The sequence below is a fragment of the Streptococcus sp. Marseille-Q4154 genome (genome assembly GCF_916700545.1).
In the GTDB taxonomy this organism is placed as follows: Bacteria; Bacillota; Bacilli; order Lactobacillales; family Streptococcaceae; genus Streptococcus; species Streptococcus infantis_I.
Genome location: NZ_CAKAKN010000007.1, coordinates 1 through 2,130 on the forward strand (window position 1 = coordinate 1; position 2,130 = coordinate 2,130).

The following is a 2,130-nucleotide window of genomic DNA, read 5'->3' on the forward strand; positions in this document are numbered from 1 at the left end:
AAACGTCTATTTAAGAGCTTATCGCAAGGACTTAGAGCTTATCTCTAAAGGCGAGCAGTTGCCTGCTTGGGCAGATGGTTGCGATACTATAGAGCGTTTTGAGTTATCTTTCAACGGTAGAAGTAAAACCGAACTTGTAAGACGGGAGATTATAGTCAAAAAAGGCGAGTTATTGCCTTTGCATTTGGCTTTGCTTGCTGACGTTGTGACTTTTAAAGTTCCGCCACAAGGTAAGGACAAGAAAAAAAGTCGTTGGGAAGTTGATCAGTCCTGGCTCAACTTCCTAAGTCAGCAAAAAGCTACACAACACGAATTGAAAGAGCCTGAACCTGGCTTAAATGATATAAAATCAATGCTGAGCTGGCTTCATCGTTCTGTTGCTCCGTCATTGTCTCTTTTAGCTAAAATCAGCGAAGAAAAAGACATAGATTTTTGGAAAATCTTGCAAAATGAAACTCATTTAAGAGAATTGAACTATGAGCAAGAATGTTTAAAATCTCATAAAAGCATTGAAGAAATAGACAGTAAGACGCTAGAAAAAATAGTGAAAATCCTTCTAAGTGGTGAAAGCTCCTATGTTTCTAATCCTGAAGAGTGGGAAGAAATAGATATGGTTCAGAGAGAAAAGGAACTTGAAGAGCGAAAAAGGAAGAGGGAAGAAGCTGAAGCGGAGAGAAGAAGAAAGGCTAAGGAAGACAGAAAGTTAGCTACTGACCAAGTTAATGAAAGAGTTGATAAAATTAAAAACAGATTAGAGAAAAAGACTAAGAAAGAACGTGAGAAGCTGGAGAGAGCAAAACAGAGATTAAAGAAACAAAAAGAAAAGTTAGAGCTAGAAAGAGAGAAAATGAGAAGAAAAATCATTAGAGAGCTTAAGAGAGAAGCTAAGGAGAAAGGAGATGAGAAAGTTTGAGCTAGTAGAGGGCTCTTTTCAGGAGCAGGGCGCTTCTAAGTGGCGCACCTGGTGGAGCCGGTGGGGTTATTATAAACGCTTTGGAGTGCTGAACGGGTGGAAGCTCCTGAAACTCCGTGAAGCTCTGACACGTGCTTTTTTAGACGTGCAGTCAGTAAATCCAATGCTAAAAACGTCTCTTGTTGGTGTGCCCTGGATTGAGATACTAGCAAGTGATGGGGTGCTTGAGGTCAAAATTGAAAGACTTCCTGGACTTGATGAAGACGAAAAACTTGCTGAACTTATTTCAGTAGCGACAAGAAAAGACTGGGAAGCCTTTGAGGTGGTGGACTTTTGGCGAGAGCCTGGAGGTGTTTATTCTGTTTTTGTGCTTGCAGACGTTGCTTCTGATAAGCGCTTAGACGTGACTTCTGTTATTTCCTCTGCGGTGCCTTTTAAGATTGTTCTGCAGAAAGACTTAACTGTTGATTTTGAAAAGTCTCCAGGTCTTGGCTTGTTTGGTAAGTCAGGAGCAGGTAAAACCACAACGCTTCTTTCTATCCTGGCTCAATTCCTAGCAGGTGGCTCCCAGGTTTACCTTGTTGACGGCAAGAACGAGCTTCAGGCTCTTTCTAACGTCCTACAACGTGCTTCAGGGGTCTCAGACGTCCTTTCTATGCTCGGCTATGTTGTAGCTCAAATGGAGCAACGAGAGGACTTCCTGGGCAAGGAAGGAGCACGTCAAGGACGTCTCGGACTGAAAGCGTCAGATGTCGGACTTACTCCGCTAGTTGTCGCCATCGATGAGCTCGGTGCTATTGTTGCTTCTGCGCAAGCAAAAGAAAAAGCTCATCTGATCGCTTTGCTTACTCAGATAGCTTTAAAAGGTCGCTCAAGTGGTGTTATTCTTGTAGTTGCTTCGCAGTTCGCTAGCGTGGACACTATCCCGAATGCCGTGAGGTCGCAACTATCGACAAAAATTCTTCTCGGCTCTGCACCTGCTGAACTGGTGCGAATGGTTTTTCCAACGGCTAGCCCAGGGGCTCGCTCTGCTCGTCAGTTTGAAGGCTTTGTTTACATAGACGGACAGCTCGGACGTGAGCCAGGACGTTATCAGGTTCCATCTCTCGGAAAATTGGAAAATGTTTCTAAATGGGGGGGCTTTGTAGTGGCTTTGGATACAGAAAGGGCATTTATCTAGACCCTTTACAAGTGGACTTGGCAAGGTAGGCTTGTGA

Annotated in this window: 2 protein-coding genes; both read left to right on the forward strand. The window is 43.7% G+C overall.

Annotated elements, in window-relative coordinates:
* Positions 1-913, forward strand: a 913-nt coding sequence (locus tag LG369_RS08435; protein WP_225750794.1) for a replication initiation factor domain-containing protein, incomplete at its 5' end; no start/stop codon positions are given.
* A complete protein-coding gene (locus LG369_RS08440; RefSeq protein ID WP_225750795.1) occupies positions 900-2,093 on the forward strand; it encodes an FtsK/SpoIIIE domain-containing protein in 1,194 nt (397 codons plus the stop codon). The genes LG369_RS08435 and LG369_RS08440, both read left to right, overlap by 14 nt.
* The last annotated feature ends 37 nt before the right edge of the window (positions 2,094-2,130 follow it).